19 protein-coding genes and 2 pseudogenes are annotated in these 22,889 nt (G+C 46.9%); 8 read left to right on the plus strand and 13 right to left on the minus strand.

Annotated features, from left to right (window positions below):
* Positions 1-80 precede the first annotated feature (80 nt).
* Together FIS9605_RS43970 and FIS9605_RS0111440 are read left to right on the plus strand one after the other, a co-directional pair.
* Complete coding sequence (locus tag FIS9605_RS43970; RefSeq protein WP_051469973.1) at positions 81-6,911, plus strand: PAS domain S-box protein; 6,831 nt, start codon at positions 81-83, stop codon at positions 6,909-6,911.
* Positions 6,912-6,922: 11 nt separating this feature from the next.
* On the plus strand, positions 6,923-7,150 hold the full coding sequence (locus tag FIS9605_RS0111440; RefSeq protein WP_026732710.1) for a hypothetical protein: 228 nt from the start codon (positions 6,923-6,925) through the stop codon (positions 7,148-7,150).
* Here the strand turns inward: FIS9605_RS0111440 and FIS9605_RS0111445 are convergent.
* Genes FIS9605_RS0111445 through tnpA form a run of 3 tightly spaced genes read right to left on the minus strand, consistent with a single transcriptional unit; the run spans position 7,139 to position 9,374 of the window.
* Positions 7,139-7,810: a response regulator transcription factor gene (locus tag FIS9605_RS0111445; protein WP_026732711.1), complete on the minus strand. Its 672-nt coding sequence runs from the start codon at positions 7,808-7,810 to the stop codon at positions 7,139-7,141. The two genes, FIS9605_RS0111440 and FIS9605_RS0111445, sit on opposite strands and share 12 nt — an antisense overlap.
* Positions 7,807-8,910 carry an ATP-binding response regulator gene (locus FIS9605_RS0111450; RefSeq protein ID WP_026732712.1) on the minus strand — a complete coding sequence of 368 codons (1,104 nt, stop codon included), beginning with the start codon at positions 8,908-8,910 and terminating at the stop codon, positions 7,807-7,809. The genes FIS9605_RS0111445 and FIS9605_RS0111450 overlap by 4 nt, the downstream gene beginning before the upstream one ends.
* A gap of 50 nt (positions 8,911-8,960) precedes the next feature.
* The gene (tnpA, locus tag FIS9605_RS0111455) at positions 8,961-9,374 is read right to left on the minus strand and encodes an IS200/IS605 family transposase (protein WP_026731291.1); all 414 of its coding nucleotides are present in this window, start codon (positions 9,372-9,374) and stop codon (positions 8,961-8,963) included.
* 28 nt (positions 9,375-9,402) lie between these two features.
* On the opposite strand from tnpA, the gene FIS9605_RS0111460 reads away from it, so the two are divergent.
* A complete protein-coding gene (locus FIS9605_RS0111460; RefSeq protein WP_035139531.1) occupies positions 9,403-10,665 on the plus strand; it encodes an RNA-guided endonuclease InsQ/TnpB family protein in 1,263 nt (420 codons plus the stop codon).
* On the opposite strand, the gene FIS9605_RS42585 is transcribed toward FIS9605_RS0111460, so the two are convergent.
* The 5 genes from FIS9605_RS42585 to FIS9605_RS40850 all read right to left on the minus strand — a co-directional run bounded on the left by FIS9605_RS42585 (position 10,612) and on the right by FIS9605_RS40850 (position 13,893).
* Positions 10,612-10,998: a DAHL domain-containing protein gene (locus FIS9605_RS42585; RefSeq protein ID WP_231510292.1), complete on the minus strand. Its 387-nt coding sequence runs from the start codon at positions 10,996-10,998 to the stop codon at positions 10,612-10,614. The genes FIS9605_RS0111460 and FIS9605_RS42585 overlap by 54 nt on opposite strands.
* Before the next feature lie 84 nt (positions 10,999-11,082).
* Positions 11,083-12,228, minus strand: coding sequence for a cytochrome-c peroxidase (locus FIS9605_RS0111465; RefSeq protein ID WP_197036022.1), 1,146 nt, complete (start codon positions 12,226-12,228; stop codon positions 11,083-11,085).
* A gap of 157 nt (positions 12,229-12,385) precedes the next feature.
* Positions 12,386-13,021 carry an SDR family oxidoreductase gene (locus FIS9605_RS36825; RefSeq protein WP_442854698.1) on the minus strand — a complete coding sequence of 212 codons (636 nt, stop codon included), beginning with the start codon at positions 13,019-13,021 and terminating at the stop codon, positions 12,386-12,388.
* 213 nt (positions 13,022-13,234) lie between these two features.
* Positions 13,235-13,561: an SDR family NAD(P)-dependent oxidoreductase gene (locus FIS9605_RS36830; protein WP_051469974.1), complete on the minus strand. Its 327-nt coding sequence runs from the start codon at positions 13,559-13,561 to the stop codon at positions 13,235-13,237.
* A gap of 227 nt (positions 13,562-13,788) precedes the next feature.
* The gene (locus FIS9605_RS40850) at positions 13,789-13,893 is read right to left on the minus strand and encodes an AraC family transcriptional regulator (RefSeq protein WP_231510293.1); all 105 of its coding nucleotides are present in this window, start codon (positions 13,891-13,893) and stop codon (positions 13,789-13,791) included.
* A 6-nt stretch (positions 13,894-13,899) separates the two neighbouring features.
* On the opposite strand from FIS9605_RS40850, the gene FIS9605_RS0111480 reads away from it, so the two are divergent.
* A complete protein-coding gene (locus FIS9605_RS0111480) occupies positions 13,900-14,250 on the plus strand; it encodes a hypothetical protein (RefSeq protein ID WP_026732715.1) in 351 nt (116 codons plus the stop codon).
* Between the two features lie 116 nt (positions 14,251-14,366).
* Here the strand turns inward: FIS9605_RS0111480 and psb34 are convergent, their stop codons facing one another.
* A complete protein-coding gene (gene psb34 / locus FIS9605_RS42590; RefSeq protein ID WP_026732716.1) occupies positions 14,367-14,537 on the minus strand; it encodes a photosystem II assembly protein Psb34 in 171 nt (56 codons plus the stop codon).
* 116 nt (positions 14,538-14,653) lie between these two features.
* On the opposite strand from psb34, the gene FIS9605_RS42595 reads away from it, so the two are divergent.
* Positions 14,654-14,842 (plus strand): hypothetical protein, encoded by a 189-nt coding sequence (locus FIS9605_RS42595; protein ID WP_155960401.1) that lies wholly within the window; start codon positions 14,654-14,656, stop codon positions 14,840-14,842.
* Between the two features lie 418 nt (positions 14,843-15,260).
* On the opposite strand, the gene FIS9605_RS36835 is transcribed toward FIS9605_RS42595, so the two are convergent.
* Positions 15,261-15,428: a TRADD-N-associated membrane domain-containing protein gene (locus FIS9605_RS36835; protein ID WP_231510294.1), complete on the minus strand. Its 168-nt coding sequence runs from the start codon at positions 15,426-15,428 to the stop codon at positions 15,261-15,263.
* 18 nt (positions 15,429-15,446) lie between these two features.
* Here FIS9605_RS36835 and FIS9605_RS42600 point away from each other — a divergent pair, with 18 nt between their 5' ends.
* From FIS9605_RS42600 to FIS9605_RS0111500, 3 genes and pseudogenes are all read left to right on the plus strand, one after another.
* Positions 15,447-15,659 (plus strand): hypothetical protein, encoded by a 213-nt coding sequence (locus FIS9605_RS42600; protein ID WP_155960402.1) that lies wholly within the window; start codon positions 15,447-15,449, stop codon positions 15,657-15,659.
* Positions 15,660-16,344: 685 nt separating this feature from the next.
* Positions 16,345-18,004, plus strand: a pseudogene (locus FIS9605_RS36840) (IS1182 family transposase).
* A 342-nt stretch (positions 18,005-18,346) separates the two neighbouring features.
* Positions 18,347-19,615 carry a sulfite oxidase gene (locus tag FIS9605_RS0111500; protein ID WP_026732717.1) on the plus strand — a complete coding sequence of 423 codons (1,269 nt, stop codon included), beginning with the start codon at positions 18,347-18,349 and terminating at the stop codon, positions 19,613-19,615.
* A 159-nt stretch (positions 19,616-19,774) separates the two neighbouring features.
* Here FIS9605_RS0111500 and FIS9605_RS42605 read toward each other — a convergent pair whose 3' ends face one another.
* From FIS9605_RS42605 to FIS9605_RS0111510, 3 genes and pseudogenes are all read right to left on the minus strand, one after another.
* Entirely contained in the window at positions 19,775-19,960 is a 186-nt protein-coding gene (locus tag FIS9605_RS42605) for a hypothetical protein (RefSeq protein WP_155960403.1), read from the minus strand.
* Positions 19,961-20,089: 129 nt separating this feature from the next.
* A pseudogene (locus FIS9605_RS36845) lies at positions 20,090-20,510 on the minus strand (IS4 family transposase); the annotation flags it as partial.
* Between the two features lie 78 nt (positions 20,511-20,588).
* Positions 20,589-22,742, minus strand: a complete 2,154-nt coding sequence (locus tag FIS9605_RS0111510) for a recombinase family protein (protein ID WP_026732718.1) — start codon at positions 22,740-22,742, stop codon at positions 20,589-20,591.
* Positions 22,743-22,889 lie beyond the last annotated feature (147 nt).

A 22,889-nucleotide genomic window follows, 5' to 3' on the forward strand; every position in this document is an offset into this window, starting at 1 on the left:
TTCCACGGGCAACTGTTTGTAGTCGCTCACAGCACGATGTGCTATTTATCGTTACCTAAATTCCAGCAGGAGGAACGATAATGGCACTCCGGTTTCTCTTGCTTGAAGACAATCCCCTAGATGCAGATGTAATTAAAGCCACCCTGCTTGATGGCGGCATTGACTGTGAATTGCTGATAGTAAAAACCCGCTCCAACTTTGTGACGGCACTGGAGAATGATGTATTTGACCTGATTCTAGCCGATTATGCACTACCGGAATTTGATGGCCTGGCTGCTCTGGAAATTGCCCGCAACCTCTGTTCGGAAGCTCCCTTTATTTTTGTTACTGCCAGTTTGGGCGAGGAGTTGGCGATCGAAACGCTCAAGCGTGGAGCCACGGATTATGTGTTGAAGCAACGGCTAGGGCGACTAGTGCCATCCGTGCAACGGGCACTGCGAGAAACCCAAGAACGCCGGAAACGCAAACGGGCGGAACTCATGCTAGTCGAGCAGAAGCGACTGCTTTTGTTAATTGCTTCAGGACACCCGCTCTCTGAATGCCTTACAGCCACATGTGCTTCAGTATCTGGGCTTAATCCAGGTACACGCGCCTGCTTCCTGCTGAGCGATGCCCAGCGACGGACGTTTAAGAGTTCCATCACCCCAGATTTTCCACCGTCGTTTGGGCAAGGACTCAAGGATGCTCCAATTAACGATTTATGCATTGGAACCTGCGGCGAGGCAGTGTATCGGGGTGAGCCGATTACCTGCGCCGACATTGCCAACGACGATCGCTGGTCTATTGAATGGCGAAATTTATGTGTGACTCACGGCATTTTGGCGTGTCATTCCCAGCCGGTGATAGGCGTGGATGGTCTACCCCTTGGATCGCTGATGCTTTGCTTTGACCAAGCACGGATGCCGACTGATTGGGAGTACCAACTGGCAGATTTTGCCACCCAAGTTGCCAGCATCGTGTTTGAGCGCGATCGCTCTAATTTTGCCCTGCGCGAATCCGAAGCAAAATACCGCAAGTTGTTTGAGTCGATCGACGAAGGCTTCTGCATCTGCGAAATGCTGTTTGACGAAAACGGTGAACCAACTGATTATCGGTTTGTTGAAGTTAATCCGGTCTTTGAAAGGCTAACGGGACTCCAACAAGCAACGGGTAAAACGGCGCGAGAACTTGTCCCCAATCTTGAAGACCATTGGTTTGAGATTTACGGCAGAGTCGTGCTGACAGGCGAACCGATTCGGTTTGAGGATCAATCGTTCGCCATGAACAATCGTTGGTTTGATGTCAACGCTTTTTGCGTCGATGACCCGCAAAGCCACAAGTTCGCCATCCTGTTCACCAATATCAGCGATCGCAAACAGGTTGAACGAGAACGGGAGCGATTTCTCGCTGTTGGTTCAGATTTGCAAGTGATCGCTGGTATCAATGGTTATTTCCAATGGGTCAGCCAGACCTTTGAACGAACACTCGGCTGGACAAGCGACGAAATAACATCCCGTCCCTGGACTGATTTTGTCCACCCGGACGACATTAGCGCATCTGTTTCGCAAGCCAATAGTCTGTTCTTGGGTAACGAAACTTCTGCGTTTGAAAACCGTTATCGACACAAAGATGGCTCCTACCGTTGGTTGCTCTGGAAAGCACAGGCGTATCTAGAAGAACAGGTAATTTACGGGGTTGCCGTTGACATCACTGATCGCAAAATTGCCGAAGCCGCTTTACGAGAGAGTGAAGAACAACTCAGGCTGGCTTCGTTAGGCGCAAATCTTGGCATGTGGTATTGGGATGTAAAAACTGACACACTGACCTGGACAGACCAAGCAAAAGCGATATTTGGTTTACCTACCGATACAGAAATGTCGATGCAGGTGTTTTTGTCGGCGGTGCATCCAGACGATCGCCAGTTCGTTGAGACGGTCGTTAGCGAGTTGCAAGCGGGTCAGATGTATACGGAAATTGAGTACCGAACGCTGTGGGCAGATGGCACAGTCCGTTGGATTTTAGCCAGGGGTGATTCTGCCTACAATACCGATGGAACTCTGATTGCGACGCGGGGTGTATTGATGGACATCACCGATCGCAAAATTGCCGAAGCCGAAAGGAAGCAGCTTAACCAGCAACTGACGGATCGCGTTAACGAGCTACAAACCCTGTTTAATTTACTCCCCATTGGTGTGGCGATCGCTGAAGACTCAGAGTGCAGAATGATTCGCGCCAACCCCCATATGTCTGAACTGATCAGAGTGCCTGTGGAGGTAAATGCCTCTCATAGCGCTCCTACCGACGAACGCCCACTTTACCGCCTATGCCGGGAGGGTCAAGAGATCCCCGTCGAAGCCTTGCCCATGCAGTATGCGGCAATCCACAATACAGCGGTGAGGGATGAAGTCATCGATCTGGTGCATCCAGACGGCACAATGGTCAAACTGCTCTGTTATGCCTCGCCACTATTGGATGGACAAGGCAGGGTAAGAGGCGCTCTGGGGGCATTTGTTGATATTACTCAGCGCGTCCTAGATGAAGCCACCTTGCGTGAGAGTGAGGAACGGCTGAAAATTGCTCTCGCTACGGGCAAGCTTGGCTCTTGGCAACTCGATTTGGTGACAGGAGTACTCGATAGCTCCGATCGGTGTAAAGCAAACTTTGGCTTGTCCCCAGAGGCGGAATTGTCCTACGAGCGGCTATTTGAGTTAATTCATCCCGATGATCGCCTGTATGTTCAAAAGACGGTTGCAATTGCGATCGCACAACGAATTGATTATAATGCCGAGTATCGCACCATTTGGTTAGACGGCAGCGTTCACTGGATTATTGCACGAGGTCGAGCGCTCTACGATGCCAACGGTCAACCGCTGCGCATGATCGGCGTAACTCTCGATATTACTGATCGCAAACAGACAGAAGAAGCGCTCCGGCAAAGCGAAGAACAGCTACGATTGGCTTGTGAAGGAGCAAATTTAGGGCTATGGCATTGGGATGTGCAAAGTGACACATTGACCTGGACGGATCAATGTAAAGCGCTATTCGGTCTGCCAAGGGATACCGAAATGTCCTATCAGGTTTTCTTGGACACCCTACATCCAGAGGATCGTCAGCGAATCCACGAAATGCGACCCCTGCTAGAGAGCGGGCAACTGGTTCGTCATGAAATTGAGTATCGAACAGTTTGGCCCGATGGTACAGTACATTGGATTGCTGCGAGGGGAAATGCTACTTATGATGCTGACGGAAAACCAATCTCCAGCATGGGAGTCGCATTTGACATTAGCGATCGCAAATTTGCTGAGATAGCATTGAGCCAAAGTGAAGCTCGCTTCCGCCGCACTTTTGAGTGTAATATGGTGCCAATGGGCATCTGGACTCGCTCAGGCGGCATATTGCAAGCCAATGATGCCTTGCTTGATCTAGTCGGTTACACCCGACAGGAACTAGAAGCGGGACAGATTAACTGGCAGACAATCACCCCGCCCGAATGGTTGCCGTTGGACGAGCGATCCTTGGCAGAGATTGCAACCAGAGGCTTGAGCGCTCCGTTTGAAAAAGAATACATCCACAAAAATGGGCATCGAATTCCGATTTTCATCGGAGGGGCATCCTTCCTGGACGATGCAGAAAGCGGGATATTTTTTGCCATCGACCTAAGCGATCGCAAATGCCGCGAACGAAACACAGAATTTCTGGCCGACATTAGCCAAGATTTAACTCGTTCAATTACCATCAACGAGATTTTTGAAAGCATCGGTGGGAAAATGTGTCGTTACTTCGACTTTTCGATTCTGATGTTCTCTGAAATCAACGACACAGCACAGGAAGCGCGGGTAATTTACAACAACCACAACCCGGACGTAAAAGACGCACTCGGCGAACATCGGCTGGCCGATTATTTAAGCGACAGCCAGATCGAACAACTTAAAGCAGGTAAAGTGGTCGCCATTAATGATGTCGGCGCTTTGGACATCGAAGGAGGTGACGGAGCGTATCAACCGTTCCAGGTTCGCTCGACGCTGATCGCGCCCTATGTCAGCAACGGACAGTTAAAGTTCATTTTTTCGGGAAATCGTAACACAACATCGCGCTGGCGTCAAGACGAGATAGAACTTGTGCAAGAACTCGCGGCGCGTATCTGGATACGAATTGAACGCGCCCGCGCCGAAGAAAATCTGCGGCGCAGCGAAGAAGAATTTCGTACCATCGCTAACGCCGCACCGGCGTTAGTTTGGGTTAGCTCACCGAGCGGCGAAATCATCTTTTTTAACGATCGCTGGTATGAGTTCACTGGACAAACTGAGGCACAAGCCGTTGGTTACGGTTGGGCCCAAACAATGCACCCAGAGGATGCAGCGCGAATTTTACCCTATTGGGAACGCTGTCAGCAGACAGGCGAAACTTACGAGGGCGAAGTGCGCTATCGTCGTCACGACGGCGAATATCGCTGGCACGCTTTCCGCGCCTTGCCACGCTGTGATCCAAATGGACAAATTGAGGCTTGGTATGGTCTTAGTATTGACATCAGCGATCGCAAAATTGCGGAAGCAGCCCTGCGAGAAAGTGAACGGCGCTTCCGTCGCTTGGTGGAATCGAATATGTTTGGCGTTGCTTTTGGTGGCTTTACTGGAAGCTTTCACTATGTCAATGATTACTTTCTCAAGATGGTGGGCTACACTCGTGAGTCAATTGAAACAGGGCAAGTTCGATGGATGGATATTACCCCAACCGAGTTTCTGCCTCTAGATGAAAAAGCCGCAGTAGAACTGAGAACCAAGGGGGTAGCAACTCCCTTTGAGAAAGAATATATTCGCAAAGATGGAACTCGTGTGCCCATTCTCATCGGGGCGGCACTGCTTCAAGAACCCTACGAGCAACAGCAAGAAATTATTGCTTTCTACTTAGACTTGACAGAGCGTAAACAGGCAGAAGCAGCACTGCGCGAACGAGAACAGCGCCTCAATCTGGCAACAAGTGCCGCCAAACTGGGAGTATTCGAGTGGAATGTCGAGGCTGATGTTGCCATCTGGGAAAATCCACAGATGTACGAAATTTTTGGGCATACTCCCGAAGACGGCACATTGAACAAAGTACAGTTTATGGACGTGATTCATCCTGAAGACAGGGAAGCGTTTGAACTGTGTTTAGTTGAGGGCATGAGATCCAATACTCTCTTTCATGCAATCTGCCGCATTCGTCGGCGCAATGATAGTCAGTGGCGCTGGGTTGAGTTCAATGGGCAATTTGAACGTGTATTGGATGGCACGCCGGTACGTTTGGTTGGTGTGTTGGCTGACATTAGCGATCGCAAACAAGTCGAAGCCGAACGCGAACAACTTCTCCAACAATTGGAAGCGAGTTTGGGACAACTAGAAGCCGTTATTAATAGCATGACAGAGGGTTTGGTAATCGCTGATCCGCAGGGCAATATTCTGACATTTAATCCGGCAGCGCTGGCGATGCATGGATACGACAGTGTGGAGCAAGTACGACGGCACTTAAACTCGTTTCCTGGCACAATTGAGGTGCATGATTTGCAGGGAAACTTCATCCCGATGGAGCAGTGGCCCATCTCCAGAGCATTGCAGGGTGAAACATTTTCCAACTGTGAAATTCAGATTCATCGCCGCGACACGGGTAAAATCTGGTTTGGCAACTACGGCGGTACGCCCGTTCGTGACAAGCAAGGACAGGTGATTCTGGCGATGGTTACAATCCGCGACGTGACTGAACAAAGACAGGCTCAAGCTGCGATCGCCCGCAGTTTGGCGGCTGAGCAAGCGGCTCGTGCAGAGGCTGAGACGGCAAATCGAATTAAAGATGAATTTTTGGCAGTGTTGTCTCATGAGTTGCGATCGCCTCTTAACCCAATTCTGGGCTGGGCAAAGCTCCTGCAAAGCCGGACATTTACCCCGGACAAAACAGCCCAAGCCTTAGCGACAATTGAACGCAATGCCAAACTACAAGCCCAACTGATTGAGGATCTCCTCGATGTCTCGCGGATTCTGCGCGGCAAGATGGTACTGGATATTGGTCCGGTCAATTTGGTAACAACCATTGAAGCCGCGATTGAAACCGTGCGTTTAGCCGCAGAAAACAAAAGCATTCAAATTCAAACCAGGCTCGATGCCCATGTGGGAACTGTATCCGGTGATTCTGCCCGCCTCCAGCAAATTATCTGGAACTTGCTGACGAATGCGGTCAAGTTTACGCCCCAGGGTGGGCAAGTAGAAGTGAGGCTTGATCGCGTGAATAGTTTTGCTCAGATCCAGGTAAAAGATACGGGCAAAGGCATCAGTCCTGAATTTTTGCCCTATGTGTTTGACTATTTTCGTCAGGAAGATGGGGCGATTACCCGAAAATTTGGTGGACTGGGGTTAGGACTGGCGATCGTCCGGCATCTGACCGAGCAACACGGCGGCACGATCCAGGTTGACAGTCCGGGGGAAGGGCTGGGCGCAACTTTCACTCTTCGCCTACCGTTGCCAACCCTCATCTCAAAAACAGTCCAGGAGCATTCTTTTGGGACTGAAACCTTTGATTTAAGCCAGTTGAAAATTCTGGTTGTGGATGATGAAGCAGATATGCGCGAACTGATGCTAACGCTTCTGGAAGCCTATGGAGCGCAGGTGAGCGTGGCTGCATCCGCGCCTGAAGCTCTCTTGATTTTGGAGCAAAACCAGCCAGATTTGTTAATCAGTGATATTGGGATGCCAGAGATGGATGGTTATATGCTAATGCAGCAGGTGAGAAGCTTACCTCCTCATCAGGGAGGGCAAATTAAAGCGATCGCGCTCACCGCTTACGCTGGGGAGTTAGATCAGCGACAAGCGCTAACCGTAGGATTTCACAAGCATATTCCTAAACCTGTAGAACCAGAGACATTGATCCGAGCGATCGCAGACTTAGTACAACAAGTTGGAGGTTAAGCGAAATCATAATGCGCTCTTGGTTCCGTCACCGACACTTATCCAGCCTTCAGCTTCGCCTGGTGTTGCTCGTCCTCCTGGCAGTGATTCCGGCATTGGGGCTGATTTTTTACACTGCTGCGGCTCAACGACGGAGTGCGACAATAGACGCACAGGAGAATCTGTTGCGCCTCGTGAAAGTGGCAGCTGCCAATCAACGTCAAGCAGCGGCGACCTGTCTACTTACGTTAACTCGTTAAATATGAGAGAAACGCATTAGCCACAATCGCTACTTGAGTGCGATCGCGCAAATTCAGACGAGTTAGAATGTGCGAGATATGGTTTCTCACCGTTCCTTCTGAAAGAAAGAGTGCCTCAGCAATTTCCCGATTGCTAGAACCTGCTGCAATCATTTGTAAAACCTGCCGTTCCCTGGATGTAAGTTCTGCAAATCCTGGTGGGAGTTCCTGGGATTGTGCTGGTTCTGGGGAGGCTGTGGTGGCAGCGATTTTTTCCAGAATCCCAGGGCCAAACTGAGTGTAGCCTTTATCGATACTGCGAATCGCTTCCGCCAGTTCCTCTAAAGGGGTATCTTTCAACAAATATCCCTTTGCTCCAAAGCGGATGGCTTCTGCAACGTACTTGGCATCACCAAAGGTGGTAAGTACTAAAATTTTAATGCCCGGAAACTGCTGACAGAGTTGTTGAGTAGCAGTGACACCATCCATGACTGGCATCCGAATGTCCATCAGAACAATATCTGGTGGCTGAGATATGAGGTGCAGTGTTTTAACTAAGTCAATGGCTTGTTGACCGTTACTGGCCTCTCCAACCACTTGAAAGTCGGGTTTGATTTCTAATAGGGTTTTCAAACCCCGTCGTACAACCTCTTGATCTTCGACTAGTAGAACCTGAATCATGCCGTCACCCTGGGAAATCTGGCTGTAATTCTACAACCATTCCCAAGTTCGCTGGTGATTTCTAGTTGTCCGCCTACTGCCAAGACTCGTTCGCGCACTCCTTGCAGTCCAAAGCCAGTCTGGTTGCCATCAATACAGAAGCCCCTGCCGTTATCTTGCAGTGTGAGCGACAGTTCAGTAGGTGTAGTTTGGATCTGCAACTGAATGGCTGTTGCATCTGCATGTTTACTAATATTTGTCAACCCTTCCTGAACAATGCGATACACAACCGTATTTACCGAGTTAGAGAAGGGCAGGGAGAGATCGATATAACATTCGGGTGCAATTCCCGTGATGTGGTGAAAATCTTGGGTAAGAGCAGCGATCGCCTTCTCCAACAACTGACCTTGTAAGGGGTCTGGGCGTATATGTGCAACGGATTTGCGAACGGCATTCAATGCCTCAGATCCTAATTGTTTCGCTTCAAATAGAAACTCATAAGCGCGATCGAGATCCACATTCCAAAGCTTAAGCGCTGTTTCCATTTGAATGTTTAGCCCAACTAAGGAGTGTCCCAGCGAATCATGAATATCGCGAGCAATGCGATTGCGTTCTTCTAATGCAGTCATTTCTTCAATGCGCTGGTTGAGTTCACGTTCCTGCGCCAGTGCCCTGCGGAGTTCGGCTTCTGCCTGCTGCAAACGGTCATTTTGAGTTTGTAATGTCGCTCGCATTTGACGCAAGGAGAGTTGTGTTTCAATGCGGGCGAAGACTTCCTCTTCTTGAAAAGGTTTGGTGATGTAATCGACACCCCCAACAGAAAAAGCTTTGACTTTATCCAAAACTTCATTCAGCGCACTGATGAAGATGATGGGAATATCCTGGGTGAGCGGATTCGCCTTCAGATGTTGGCAGACATCGTAGCCGTTCATATCGGGCATGTTGATATCCAACAGAATAAGATCCGGTGGCTGTGCTTGCGCTCCCATAAGTGCGGTTGAACCATTCATCACTGCCCGCACGTCATAGCTGCGCTCGGTCAACATGGCGGACAACAACCGCAGGTTGTCCGGCTTGTCATCAACGATGAGAATATCTCCTTTGGACTGACCGGAATTCATGTTGAACACTTCGCGGCAATCCCCTCCCTCAGCTTCAGCTCTTAGGGGTATCACCCTCGACTGTGGGATTGGATGTATTCCTCAAGAATCTTAAGAGGTGCGCCTCCAGCGGAGCGAATATAAAGTTGGTCGCCCCACAGTCCCTTGCTCCAATTTTTAAAGTGAGGTCTTAACTCAGATTCAAATTCTTTGCGAAGAATACGGCTTGTTGCAGATTTGATTGACCCCAATAACGTTGAGATGTTGTTGCTTGGGTGGATGTCTAACAGCAAGTGGATGTGATTACTCTCACCCTTGCATTCCAGCAAAATACACTTGTTCTTTACCAACACATTGGCTGCAACCTCTTGGAAGCGTTCAGCCATTTTTTGTGTCAGGCATTCTCGACGGTAAGCCGTGACAAAGTAGGTGTGCAACTGGATAGAGAAAACGCAGTGTGCTCCTTTACGATAAATGGTTGTCATCCGTTCGACTGATTGATATAATCTCCTCATGGTAACAACACGGCGTATCACATTCAAGCTCTATCCAAATCGTCAGCAAGAGAAGACACTTCACTACTGGCGGAAGCTTCACTGTGCTTTGTATAACGCTGCTGTGTATAACAGAAAGACCCAATATCAAAAGTTTGGTCACTCTGTTAATTACCTAGAACAACAAAACTGTCTACCCGAATTCAAGGAAGTATGGACAGAGTATAAGCCGTTGGGTTCTCATGCTCTGCAAGCTACTTTAAAGCGGGTAGACTTTGCATTTTCGAGATTTTTTAAAGGCTTAGGAGGATACCCAAAATTTAAAGCGTCCTGTCGCTATNGGGGATGNACTTACCNATGCAAGGCAGGTTGGAAATCTGAGACAGATGGGAAAAACGGGCATCTGAATATTACCAACCTGGGTAAGATTCAAATGCGAGGAAAGGCAAGAAATTGGGGGCTTCCAACAACTTGCACCATCATGTTCCGCAATGGCGCATGGTTTGCTTCCATCACTGTTCAATGCAGCCCTAGTCGCGAGACGGGAGCCGAGTCTGTTGGTATCGACTTAGGCTGTAAAGATGCTGTCACTCTTTCTACTGGCGAGAAGATAGCTAAACCTGACTTCATCAAAGAAGGACAACAGAAAGTTAAGGTAGCATCTAAAAAATTGCGACGTAAGCGTTCACCATTACGAAACAAAAAGGTAAAAGGCTCACGGCGCTGGAAACGTGAACGGCAAAAAGCTTCAAAGCTTCAGAGGAAAGTAGCAAGACAAACAGAAGATTGGTTGCACAAAACTACCAGCAACATAGTTAGCGGTAATAGCCTAGTTGCGGGTGAGAAGTTAAACGTTAAGGGGATGACAGCCAAAGCTAAGAAAGGGAAGCCCAAAGCCCAAAAAGCAGGGATTAACCGTTCCATCTTAGATGTTGGCTTCGGCATGATTGGACAAATGCTTGAGTATAAATTAGCTGAGGCAGGTGGCTTCTATGTAGAGTCTCCGACTCAAACACTCAAGCCAACTCAACGCTGTAGTAAATGTTGGGAATTAACGCCTAAAACATTAGCTGACAGAGTTCACTTTTGTTCTAATCCTAGCTGCAACCACACCGAAGATAGAGACGTTAATGCCGCTCAAGTCAATATCGNTTGGGCAANNGGGCAGGAACTGTCCTCTATACACGCGGAGTCGCCTAGCTCTACCCCATGCGGAAGTATGCGGCAACTAGGGGCGTTGAGGCGTGAGAAACTCCGGGTTCAGCGAAGCAACCCGGAGTAGTTCATTTCGCTCTAGTTCTGCCAACTCGTTCACAATTGGATCGTAGTAGGGCAGCAATTCTAACCTCGTCTGTAAAACGTGTTGATTGATGCGGGCATCGAGTTCTTGAATTTGACGTAAATTGCTGATATAAAGCAGATGTTGCTCGGAGTCAACAGCTTGTGATTTAGGCCACAAAAACAACAACAGCAACACTGCCCCTGTTGGCAGCAGATAACCGCTCACAGCAGTTAGGAATTTACCAAGACGTAGACGTGCAGGTAATAACATTTTGGGGGGAGTGGAGGAGTGGAGGAGTGGGGGAGTGGGGGAGTGGGAGAGAAAATAATTCAAAATTCAAAACTAAGAATCTTTTTGAATGCGTGACTTTTGACTTGTTACGCCACTAACTACTAACCACTAACCACTAACTACTAACTACTTTAGATTCGACACTGGATGTTCTCTCGTCAGTGTCGCGAGGAACTGGGCAATCAAGTCGGTGTCTTTGTCAGAGAGCGATCGCCCCAACTGGTATTTTGCCATCACTGTAATTGCCTTCTCTAATGTCTTAGCTGTGCCATCGTGAAAGTAGGGTGCTGTTAGTGCAACATTGCGGAGGCTGGGCACTCGAAAGACAAACATATCTGCCTCAGCCTGGGTGACGTTATAGCGTCCTAAATCGGCTTTCGTAACATTGCCGCGATCGCGAAAGTAATCGCCCATAATGCCGAATTTTTGGAAGAGATTGCCTCCCACATTCATCCCTTGATGACAGCTGACGCAGCCGTAAGCTTTAAACAGTCGATAGCCCTCTTTTTCTGTGCTAGTGAGGGCCCCTTTATTCCCGCGCAAGTACCGATCAAAGCGCGAGTTGGGAGTATATAGCGATCGCACATAGGTGGCGATCGCATCCTTGACGTTTGCTGCGGTCAATCCATCGGCATAGTTTTGAGTAAAGGCCTGTGTATATTCGGTCGCTTGTTGCAATTTTTGCATCAAAAGCTGCCATTGGATTCCCATGAGTGTGGGATTTTGGATCACTTCTTCTGTAAGGTTTTCCAGTGTCTTAAATCTGCCATTCCAATTGAAGCGGGCATTAAATGCTGCATTGTAAACGGTTGGTGCATTAATGTTACCAATTGCACCGTTGACTCCTATCGAAAAAGCCTTGTCATCCGCTCCTCCTTTGCTGAGATGATGGCAACTAAGACAGGAAATTCGATTATCTGCCGAAAGACGCAGATCGCCAAAAAGTTTCTTGCCTAAAGCAACCTTGTTTTGATTGAGGTAAATCTTCTGCGGAATCGGTTGAATTGGCTCGTCTACTGAAATAATTTCTTGCTGCCTTTGGACAGTTACAGTCATCTGTTTGGGGGTTTGGATTTGCTGCCACCAAATTGCAGCCAATATTGCCAGGATTACCAATGCAACCAGAGACACCTGTCGTAAAATCCGTCGATTGAGCAACGAGAATTTCATAGGACGTTTCTGATACATTTGCTTTTTCCAATTGAGTACATACAGCATTCCTGAATCAATTAGGATTAGGTTATTCCAGGAGCAGGCAACTTGATTACTCATGGGATTGCTCGCAAACTAAGCTCGACTTTATCCATTTTTACGAAACGCTCAAGCTAACGCTAAAACCTTTGTAGGGCGGTAATTTGACTTTTTCTCATTTTGCTCCCTAAGTTACTAATGCTCACAACTATTTCAGTGCCTCAACGTCGGCTAGTGCTTAGCCGCTCTGTCCGATCGGTCGAACGATAATCTCGTTGACATCCACATCTTCTGGCTGCTCGATCGCAAAAGCAATGGCACGGGCGATCGCATCGGCTGGAATAATTGCCTCGCGGAATCCCTCCACCCACTGCGCCGCTTCAGCATCGGTGGTAGTGCTGGCGAGTTCAGATTGGGTCGTTCCGGGCGAAATCACCGTGACTCGGATATCCGTCGATTCTTGCCGCAGTCCCTCGGAGATTGCCCAGACTGCAAACTTGGTGGCACAGTAAACAGCAGCATTGGGAAAAACGGTATGTCCGCCGATCGAGGATAGATTCACAAACTGTCCCGATTGTTGCTGCTTGAAGATGGGCAGGGCAGCAGCAATGCCGTGGAGTACGCCACGAATGTTCACATCAATCGTGCGGTTCCATTCATCGATCTTCAACACCTCTAGCTTAGAGAGCGGCATTACGCCTGCATTGTTCACCATCACATCAAGGCGACCAAACCGATCTTTTGCAAACTCTACAAAGGCTTGCATCTGTTCGAGGCTAGTCACATCAAGGGCGCGATATTCTGCTACGCCGCCTTTGTCGCGGATTTCGGATGCGATCGCTTCGAGTCGCTCGGTGCGCCGTGCCCCCAACACAACCCGTAAACCCTTGTGAGCGAGTAATTTAGCGGTGGCTTCACCAATGCCGTCTGCTTCACTTGTTAGATCTGAATGGACATATCAGCATTCAGCGCCAGTCTCGCGAATTAGCCTGGCAGTTTCTTACATAGCTGCATCACGTCTGCCTGAGAATACTACTGTTGCTCCGGCAGCACCCAGGGCGATCGCGCCCGGATTGAGTAAGCAGACTCAGCTCAGACCGCTCTGACTAAGGGCTGCCTCGGCAGCAATCCGATCGTCACCAGCATTGTGCACCACAATATCGATATGTCCATACAGTTCTTTAGTCTTGGCAAAGAGCGCTTCTATCTCTGCCAATTTGGACATGTCGCCACCAAGAGCGATCGCCTCACCTCCAGCTTGCTCAATTTCTTCAACAACTGCTTGAGCTTTAGCGACCTGTGAAGCATAGTTCACGATCGCGGTTGCCCCTGCCGTAGCCAGAGTGAGAGCGATAGCCCGACCAATGCCGCGAGAAGTACCAGTGATAATAGCAACCTTTCCTTTAAGACTCATAGCTCAAACATCTCCTGGATTTCAAACATGTGTTAGATTCCACTCAATCTGTTTTGGGTAGTGTTTTAGATGTTTTGGTTAAGACTCCTGAAACGTTCAACATGTAAACCCAAGAGGCAAAGAGCAACAAATCTAGAACACCACCGTTCTATCTACCTGAAGCGTACTGAGTTCTGATGCTTGACTTCTTTCAGATTCTTATGGCAGTTTGTCAGATTCTTATGGGGTTAGCGAATCTGCTTGGGTGTCATTCCGATGAATCGCTTAAACTGCTGCGTCAAATGACTTTGGCTGGAGAAACCTACTTGTAAGGCAATGTCTGCGATCGCCAAAGCAGCATGACGATCAAGACACTAAACCATGAAACCGCGATCTGCGCTTATCCTAGCCCAGAGGCTTCGCCATCACAGCAGCGCTTCGCGATCGACAAATGTGAAGAACTGGCGGCACTGGTCGCTCGGCACACTGACGGTAAGGGAGGCGGTGCCCATGCGACCGCGATCGATCCCTTAGTCTTCGTGCGAAAAGACGATACTTGCACAGAAATACAGGAGTTCTGCGAAGCGCTTCTCGCCATTGTGGTGCAGGGCAAAAAAAAGTGTCGATCGATGAGGAAACCTTTCACTATGGCATCGCTATGCGCGTTCTGGACTCTAATAATGAAATCAAGCACTTGCAATGTTTTTTAAAAGTTGAATGCGATGATTGCGATCGCTCACCCAAACAAAAAACCCCGGCATTAAGTACCGAGGGAATTAGGAGAAATCCAAATGTCGATGAGATATATAGCCAGAAGCAGAAAATCTTAGCTAACACTAAAAGCAACCAAAACTAGAGTAGTGACAATTAAAGTAGCAAAAATACCTTGGATAACGTATTTGCGTTGTTGCCAAATTGCAGGGTACTCAGCATAGTACATCTTGGGTTCAGCTGCATAGTTGTTGAGAACGCCGTCTTCGTTAACTGTTGTATACATAGCTTGTTTCCTCTATTTGTTGAATTATGTAAATAAATATAACAATATTGTTACGAAAGGTCAACATCACTTGACAACAAAGGGCTGATAACGTTAATAAGACTCACTTATCAAGAATGAGGGAGTCAGGCGATCGCTCCCCACACAACTTCACAACAAAAGCGATCGCACAATTGGCGACATCTAACCAGAAGCCGTCCCAACTTCATCCGAAGCTGTATGTTACACAAGGACTATCAACTTCCTGGGTCGGTTGGAATGAATTACAGAAAGTCAAGCGTGATATGCGTCGAGCATATAGGTAATCAGTAACAAAGCGCTTCGCGCACACGAAAAAGCGCACGAATTACTCAATCCCACACAAAAGCGCTTCGCGCACTCTTAGCGATCATCATCTGGTAAATACAAAGCCCTACTATCAGTCGCTCGGGTGTGGAGGTACATTTAGGTAATCGCGATCAAGCTATAACAAGCGTGTTTTCTGTAGTAAGTGATGGGCGATCGCTTATTGCTCCCGCACTTCTAGCCCCAAGCAACAAAAATCTGCTAAGGCAGTGACTGTCATGCCACTAACCCCATCGGTCTAGCGGGTGCTGCCATCCGAATTCGTCTTAGATTAGAAAAGCGATCGCGCGGATGCGGACTCTGGTTTTTCTGATGCAGGCAATTGCAACCAAATCTTATTTAACTTGTAAAACTCTGTCAAGCCTATCGTTGGCTTCCTTAGCAAGCTGAGCGCATCGCACACGCTTCAGCCATTCCCTCAGCAGCGGTAACTGCACCATCATTCGCTTTTTCTGTAAGCAGAAATCCAGCGCCAACTAAGCTCATGAAAGTAGAAACTGCGGCAGCAAATAGGGCAAGATTGAAACTTTGGCGTGCTAAGTGCACACGTTCTTTGACAATTTTTTGATTGAAACTAATTCCTTCCACGAAACTGCGATCACCCCCTATCACCCCAATCCCCCCAACACCCCATCCCCCACAACCTCGCCAACTGAGCGATCGCACTCTGCCAAGTTGATGTCTGGGGCAATGTGTAACGTTATAAGTGCTGATAAACTTTACTTTTTCTACTTAATTTGTTGGGGTGCGATCGCTCTTAGTACATCATTACTTTAATCAGGCGATCGCGCTATTCAATCATCAGGAAACTGCCAAGCAGAAATACGTTCTACATCTTTGCTGTCGCATTTGACATACGTAGCTTTGGCACTTGAATCCATCTATTCATAGCCACACCCCACGACAATGGCAGAAAATATTATTGCGGTTGGCATCTTTGATACCCTGATGCCATTGGTGTAGTTGCGACTGATTGGAGAAAGGAAAATTATCGGACATTTCAGTAGGGCTTTATTGCATCAAATAAAAGTCTACTCAAGTAATTGCCCTCATTTATCCCAGTTTTCCTTTGCTTATGGGGAAACTGAGCGATCGCCGATCTACGCCTATTTAAATGCTTAAATCACTCAGGACTTACGCAACTGGCACAGGCGATCGCTAAATTTAAGTACATATGTATTGCATGACTGACGCAACTTCCCATGTTTATCGCCTAGTTGCTTGGCGTGTGGGGCGGTTACACCGCGCCATTGCTTGTGACACTTGCGTAAGTCCTTTAAGAAGTAAAAAGTAAAAAGAAAATTCCCATAAATAAATGATGTTGTTGGCGAATTCGTAAGGGGTTATACCCACAGTTATAGATGGTTGATTAATTTGATAAATGTGTGCAGTGTTTTGAAATGATAGTGAGTATGGGCTGAAAAGAAGTCGCAGATTGCGGAAATATCGAGGGGCAAAAAGAATGACACTTCATCCAACGGAAGTATGGGTAATACCAGAAGAAACAGCAAGAATTGCCAGAGCCGCTTTTCCCAAAGGGAATGTTTACATGAAGATGCAGGATGGTTTGGGACAGTTGTACTTTGACAGTGAACTGCTGAGTTTGTTCCGGTGTGATTGTGGCCAGCCAGCCTATTCACCAGCCAAATTAGCCCTGATTAGTATCATGCAATTTGCGGAAGGGCTAACAGACCGACAAGCAGCAGAGGCGGTGCGCTCTCGAATTGATTGGAAATATGCCTTGGGGCTAGAAATTACGGATAGTGGCTTTGATTATTCAGTATTGAGCGAATTTCGAGGACGACTACTTAGGGGAGGGAGGGAAAATCAACTGCTAGATAGCATACTAAGTCACTTTAAGGAACAAGGTTGGATTAAAACCAGAGGTAAAGCACGGACAGACTCCACCCATATAGTGGGGGCAATTCGTCAATTGAATCGGCTAGAGTGTGTGGGAGAAACTTTAAGACATGCGTTGAATGAGTTAGCTGCCTTCGCACCGGAATGGCTTAGGAGGCAGGTGAGTCAAGATTGGTTCGACAGGTATAGTGTTCGATTTGAGCAATACCGTCTGCCCAAAACTAAAGCCGAGCAACAAGAGTTGGCGCGTCTTATTGGTAGCGATGGACGCCAATTGTTGGCGGCAGTGGATCAAAGTGATGCTCCAGTTGGATTAGGACAATTAAGTGCGGTAGAAATCCTGCGACAAGTTTGGATGCAACAATATGACCTCCAAGATGAACACAACCGTCTGGAGAACATCTGCCGATTTACCACCCAATCAACTCCTAATTCAATCACCCTATGACACAGAAGCTCGTAATCGCACCAAAAGGGATACAAACTGGACAGGTTATGCAGTACATCTGAGTGAAACCTGTGATGAAGATCTACCTTGCTTAATTACCAATGTTGAGACGACACCTGCTACCACCTTTGATGGGGCAATGACACAAGTGATTCATCAGGCTCTAGATTCAAAAGACCTATTGCCCTCTAAGCATTTTGTTGACACTGCCTATGTAGATTCTGAGCATTTGGTTACTAGTCAGATTGACTATAACATTGACTTGATTGGACCTGCTCGAGTGGACACTTGTTGGCAAGCTCAAAGCAATCATGGTTTTGACCTCAAGAGTTTTGCTATTGATTGGCAAGCTCAAAAGGTAACCTGTCCTGTCGGCAACACCAATGTTGCTTGGCGTCCTAAAACAGATGAGCGCGGTAATCAAGTCATTCAGGTGCGTTTTGCAGCCTCTGATTGCAAAGTCTGTCCGTTGCGCTCCCAATGTACTCGTGCCAAAAATGCTCCGCGTCTGCTCAAACTCAGACCGCTTCTTCACCACGAAGCTTTGCAAACGGCCCGAAAGCGACAAGCCACAAGCGAGTTTAAACAGCAATATCAACAACGGGCTGGGGTCGAAGGCCTCTTCTCTCAAGCAAGTCTGAGATTTGAACTACGTCGCAGTCGCTACATTGGCAGAGCGAAAACCCACTTACAACACATCTTAATCGCTGTTGCCATGAACTTAACACGATTGGTTAGTTGGTTGCAGGGAGTACCTAAAACCAAGACCCGTCAGTCTCGTTTTGTAGCACTTGCTCCCACTGCTTGTGCTTAAGAGAGTTTACGATCGCCAATCTCACAAAGTGTAATCTCACTGACAGATAATCACCAGACTGGTAACACCCCCTGTTAATTCGCCAACAACATCATAAATTGAGGGGCTTGTGACCATTTTTCTTATTCTTTATGAGTGACTTTTAACTTTTAACTTTTAACTTTTTACTTCTTAACATTTTTCTTATTCTTTATGAGTGCCTTTTAACTTTTTACTTTTGCCTTGTTCGGTCACTAAACTGTAGAATAAGATTACAAATTGAGTATATTAGCCCACCATAAGCAGTTTAATAAAATTTGCATGGTTCTCAATGACGAGAACGCTCCAAAGAGGGCAAAAAGGATGAATAATAAAGATTTACTCAACGAGCAGGTTTACGACATTGCAAGAGCTGATGAGTTTATTGGATACCGTGCAAAAGCACTCTTAATCTCCCGTCGCCGTCTAGTGCAACTATTAGCGGCGGGTGCAAGTGCAGCTACTGCTGGGCTTCTACCTCTGCATCACAAAACCAACAAAGTTCAAGCACAAACACCAAAACCTTCTTCCATTGTCAAGCCAACCCCATCAGAGTTTTTTGTTCAGAATGGCAGTAATTTAGAAATGCGCTGGGAAGCCTTATACAATCGAGGGTATCTCGTGCCAACTGCCATGTTTTTTGTCCGCAATAATAACCCAACTCCCCAAATCGATTTAGCTACTTGGCAGTTAAAAATTGAAGGTTCTGGGGTTGAGCGTCCGAAATCTTTTACCTACGATGAAATTCTGTCGATGCCTTCAGTTTCTGTGATTCGAGCCATTGAGTGTGCAGGGAATGGCAGAAACTTTTTTGAAAAAACTTATGGCAAAAAGATAGAAGGAACTCCTTGGAATTTGGGAGGAATTGGAGTCGCTGAGTGGACTGGTGTTCCTTTAGGGGAGGTGTTGAAACGGGTAGGACTCAAGCGCACAGCTCGCGATGTCATGCCTATCAGTCTGGATGAAAAAAAAATCCAACGTCCTTTTTCTATTGAGAAGGCATTAGAAGAAGATACCTTGTTAGTTTATGCCATGAATGGAGATGTCCTGCCTATAGATCATGGGTTTCCCATGCGAGTTTTGGTTCCGGGTTGGGTGGGTATTGCTCATACCAAATGGGTTGGCAGCATTCAAGTTTCACAAACACCTCTGTTTTCCACATACAACACTAAGAAATATGTCTTAATTGGGGAAGATTATCCCGTTCCAGAAAAGCTGAAAGTACAAGGAGTCATGGGGCAAATCTTAACCACGCAAAAAGTCAAAAGTGCCTTTGAATTACCTTGGGATGGACAAATCAAGGCCGGAAAACATCTCATTCGTGGGCGTTCTTGGTCAGGTGAAGGAAAAATTACTAAAGTAGAGGTCAGTTTAGATAATGGTAAAACTTGGCAAACTGCCAGATTGCGGGAACCGAATATTGCCTCAGCATGGGTGCGATGGGATCTAGAGTGGGATGTTCGTCCAGGAAGCTATGGTTTGCGTGCTCGTGCCACCGATTCTAGTGGCAATACTCAACCGGATAAAATTCCTTGGAATGACGAAGGTTATAGCTATTGGGCTGTTGTCACTCATCCAATCAAAGTTGTCTGAAAGGGCTTCCTGGACATTGAGCCTAGATAGCTGCACATTCGCAAATTTAAACTCTTAACGGCGTTGCTGAATCGAGGTATGAATTTTGTAGAAGCAATTCATGAATTGCTTCTACGGCAGTAGATTGTAAATCTGATGTTAACAGTTTCATACTTTCAATCAGCAACGCCCTCTTAACGATGTCAGTGCGCGAGCAGTTCTTTGCAGACATCTAACTCGTTGGACAGCGATCGCTCCTAAGATTTCCTCGCTCGAAAGAGTAATACAAAAAATCAAGCGAGGAAAAGTAGGGACAATCGCTTGTAGTAGAGTGCGATCGCAGACAAAAGTATACGCGGGAATCACAAGTGTACATTTAAAATAAAGTCGTGAAGTTTCAGAGTCCTGAAAGCCTTGAAATACCGTACTTATGGTTTAGTTTAGAAAATAATAAAGTCTTGAAGTTTGAGAGTGGTCAACCCCATTAGTCACAAGTTAAGGTTGTGAGGCAGTTGTCAAGGGGATTTGAGAAGATGCTTGAAAGAAAAATTCAGGTGTGCCTCGTTGTTTGTCAGGGAAGGGTGCGACAATAAGCTTAATGTTTGGTTTTCGTTGTCGTTTAACAATGCCTAAATCTTGATTTTCGGGCGCAGCAAAATACTTGATAGGGTCAGAAGCAAGACTTTTTTGGTGAGCAACATAAAAATGATAAAGACCGCGATAAATCATTTCGCGCATAAATCTGGTCAAAGGGTAAAGAAAGTTCGTCGGCGACAGCATCACCTAAATCAACCAAGACAGCATAAAATAACCAAGTACCCCAAATCTGCAATTGAACACCATTAACAGAGCCAGTCCATAAATAACTTAAACCTAAAAGTCGCTTGACAGTATGAAAAGCATCTTCGATGAGCCAACCACAATACCACCATAAATATCTGAATTGTGATTTTGATGTGCCATAAGTTTTTGTCCTTGGAGATTTACCGTATTTCTAAGTTGTAGCTGAATTGATGTGGGTAGACACAGCGGGCATTTGATTAAGCCATTTTTGGCGGGTAGCATAGCCAAGCGGTAGCAAACGACGTTGGCGCAGACGCTCAATTTCTGCGGCATCAGCCCAAATAATCCAGCTTCTTGGCGGTTTCTCTTGCTGTCTGGCCTTGACCCAACCACGTTTGACCCAATTGTAAAGCGTAATATTGGGCATCCCAATCATACGAGCCAAATCTGGTAACCACCATTCTGCTTCCCCAAGGTCATCTTGGTGAGTAGAACAAGAATGCTTACCGGACAAACCCAAGTGTCGTTTTAATTCGCAGACACCCTGACGATTAAAGGTGGCACGGCGTTTTGGGGGATGATAGCCTTCTGAGTTCAAGCATTGAGCGATTTCTTCATGACTTAATCCTTGAGTTGTCAGATTCTTGAGACGTTCGCAAAGCTGGTGATATTGTGAAAGTTGCGTCAGTTTGGCAACAGGACGAACGATACTATGTTTTGTGCAAGTACCTCCCACCCATTCGATAATAATTTGAACTTGCTCACTATCACCAATAACCTCAACAGTAATTTTTGCAATTACCTGTCGAATAATCTCTTTGCGTTGAGCATTGGTTGTAGTTGATGCAAGCCATAAAGCCGGAATATTTTGAGCTAATTGGCGAATTGCCTCACGCTCAGTATTTGAGAGCAAACGAGGTTGCTGATGGCAGAATCGTTGGTAATCTTCTCGTAATGACTGCTGTAGAGCCAATTTTTCTTCCCATTCGGTGGCTAGTTGACGTGCTACCAATCGGTTTTCTGGTTCAACCAATCGATAGTGCCGTCCTGCTCGCTCAGTTTCAAAAGCAGCTCTTTCCAGTCGCTTTTGCCATAATTGGTCAAGCTCAGAGCGCTCTTGTTCAAGATGCAATGCTGCCTGCAAAGATAATTCTAAAGCCGCAGGCTCAAGCGCTTGTAAAACCTGTTGGCTAACAAACTGATCAAGTGCGGCTCCTGCTAGTTGCTGACACTTTTCGCCGCCATAATCAACTGCCTGTTGGCAACATACATAGCGATGATGATACGCCTGACTGTACTCAACAGCCATGCGACGACCACACCTACCACAAATCAACAAGCCCGACAATATTGAAGACCCGTGGCGTACTGCACCTAATTCCTCAGCTGTTGCCTGGTTAGACTTCAATCGTGCCAAATTCCACTGATACTGCTCCCAGGAAATATAGGCAGGATAGCAACCTGGTAACAACACATGCCAATTGTCTGGAGCAATCACAACTCTTCCAGTACTTGGTCGTCCCAGCTGTTGCTTGCGGGGATCTATTTGACGACGACCATACGCATAAGCACCTGCATACAACGGATTTTTGAGTAGGTTTTGCAAAGTCATGCGATGAGGACGATGCCATTCTAAATCTCCTTTATTTAGTCCTGTTGGAGCTCGAATTCCAATTTGGATATCGTTTTTTACTAAGTATCGCAGGACGGCATTTAAAGTACCCAGTTCCTCAAACTTCCGAAATATTAGTCGAACTACTTGCTGAACTTGTTCGTCTGGGTCAAATGCGACTTCTCCAGAAGGGCGGCGGACATAACCAGTTGGCAGTAAAAAGTTTAGTTCTCCTCGTTGTGCTTTATTGAGCTTGCCCTGCACCATCCTTTGCTTAATCATGTGCAGTTCCGCTTCACTCATTGTTCCTTTTAATCCCAGAAGTAAGCGGTCGTTGTAATTGCTAGGATCATATACTCCATCCAAATCTGCAATTAGCGTTCTGAACAAGGCACAGATTTCTAATAGTTGATGCCAATCTTTGGATGAACGTGCTAGTCTTGACATCTCTATTCCGAGAATCAGTCCTACATGATTCATTCCGACTTCTGCAACTAATCGTTGAAATCCTTCTCTGCCCTGTGTGCTGGCTCCGGATTTTCCTAAATCATCATCAATTACTAACACCCGTTCTTTACTCCAACCTAAAGCTTGTGCACGATTAACTAAGCCATATTGGAGTTGTGTTGACTCTTGATGATTGAGTACTTGTTGCAGGGTTGACTGTCGAACGTAGACTACTGCCAATTTTTCTTGGTGATAGGGCAGAATTTTTTCCGAGCGCAATTTTGGCAATTCATATTCCTGGCTCATCACTAAGCTCCTTTGCTGGAATTGCTAACTTCATCTGCTTCTCCAGCATCTGACTGAGTATATATACCAACCGCTTTCGATTGCGTGGTGGTAGCTTTATCCAAAGTGATGGTAGAGTCTGGTTTATCGGCGGGGGGGGATAAGTTG

Source organism: Fischerella sp. PCC 9605 (assembly GCF_000517105.1).
In the GTDB taxonomy this organism is placed as follows: Bacteria; Cyanobacteriota; Cyanobacteriia; order Cyanobacteriales; family Nostocaceae; genus PCC9605.